Source organism: Prauserella halophila (assembly GCF_024171895.1).
In the GTDB taxonomy this organism is placed as follows: Bacteria; Actinomycetota; Actinomycetes; order Mycobacteriales; family Pseudonocardiaceae; genus Prauserella; species Prauserella halophila.
In genome coordinates, this window is record NZ_JAMTCQ010000007.1 from 1 (window position 1) to 1,434 (window position 1,434).

A 1,434-nucleotide genomic window follows, 5' to 3' on the forward strand; every position below is an offset into this window, starting at 1 on the left:
GGCGGGTTCTAGGGGTGGTTGCAACACCGGGTGATTTAGACGAGTTTTAGCAGACGCTCGGCTGGGGTGTCCCAGCCGAGCGTTTTGCGTGGGCGGCTGTTGAGTTTTTGTGCGACGAGTTCGAGGTCTTCGGGGCCGTGGACGGACAGGTCGGTGCCCTTGGGGAAGTACTGGCGCAGCAGCCGGTTGGTGTTCTCGTTCGAGCCGCGCTGCCAGGGGGAGGCGGGATGGCAGAAGTAGACCGGGACGCCGGTGGCGACCCGGAACGCCTGGTGCGCGGCCATCTCCGCCCCTTGGTCCCAGGTCAGCGACCCGCGTAGGTGAGCCGGAAGTGTGCCGATCACGTCGACGAGGACATCGCGGACCGCGTCGGCGGTGTGCTCGCCGGGCAGATACCCGAGCATCACATAGCGCGTGGATCGCTCCACGAGGGTCACGATCGCCGTCTGGTTGCCCGCCCCGAGGATCAGATCACCTTCCCAGTGGCCGGGGACGGCGCGGTCGGCGACCTCGGGCGGCCGGTCACTGATCATCACCATCGGATCGGCGAACCGGCTGGTGCGCTGCTCGGGTGAACGACGCGGCGTGCGACGGGCCCGGCCCGAGCGCAGCGCCTCGGCGACCTCCCGTTTCAGCCCTCCCCGGGCCTGGACGTAGATCGCTTGATAGATCGTTTCCGTGCTCACCTGCATGCCCTCGTCATCGGCGTAATCACGCGACAGGACGCCGCTGATCTGCTCCGGAGACCATTGTTGCGCCAGCCGGTCCGCGACGTAATCGCGTAACCGTCCCGGCTGGGCAAGCTTCGCCGACTTCGGCCGCGTCCGCTTCACGGCCGCGTCACGATGCGCACCATGGGGCAGGTAGAGCCCGCCGGTCGAGCGCGCCTCGAGCTCACGCGTGATCGTCGAGGGCGATCGCCCCAGCTGCCGGCCGATCGCGCGCAACGACCATCCCAGCCGCCTCAGATCAGCGATCGTCTCCCGCTCCTGCAATGACAACAACCGAGAACCGACCTGATCGGCAACGACGGGCGAGGGACACGTCATGGACCCCATCGTCGTCGCCTCGGTGATGTAGTCCACGAGCGTCCCGTCGGGATACAACCGACCACGCTTGACCCGTCGGATTCCCCGATCCCAGTCCCGGGCCGTCCGCACGTGCACTCCCACACGTTCGGCCGCGACTTTCCTGGTCACACCCTCATCCCGCAACGCCAAGAACTCGGCCTTGCGAGGATCGGCAGCCCGCTTCGACCAGAACCCCGCCGCACGAGCCCACCCCTGCGCCGTCACGCGATCGATACCCACCGCACACGCCGCCAAACCCACACACTTGACCACGTCAAGCAGAGCCACAAACCTCTCACGCCGACCCACAACCGACACGATCGCCACAACCTCCCACAACTCAGGGTGTTGCAACCACCGCTAG

At 66.9% G+C, this 1,434-nt stretch carries 1 protein-coding gene; it reads right to left on the reverse strand.

Annotated elements, in window-relative coordinates:
• Nucleotides 1-35: 35 nt before the first annotated feature.
• Nucleotides 36-1,199: an IS30 family transposase gene (locus LY41_RS00225; RefSeq protein ID WP_253861633.1), complete on the reverse strand. Its 1,164-nt coding sequence runs from the start codon at nt 1,197-1,199 to the stop codon at nt 36-38.
• Nucleotides 1,200-1,434 lie beyond the last annotated feature (235 nt).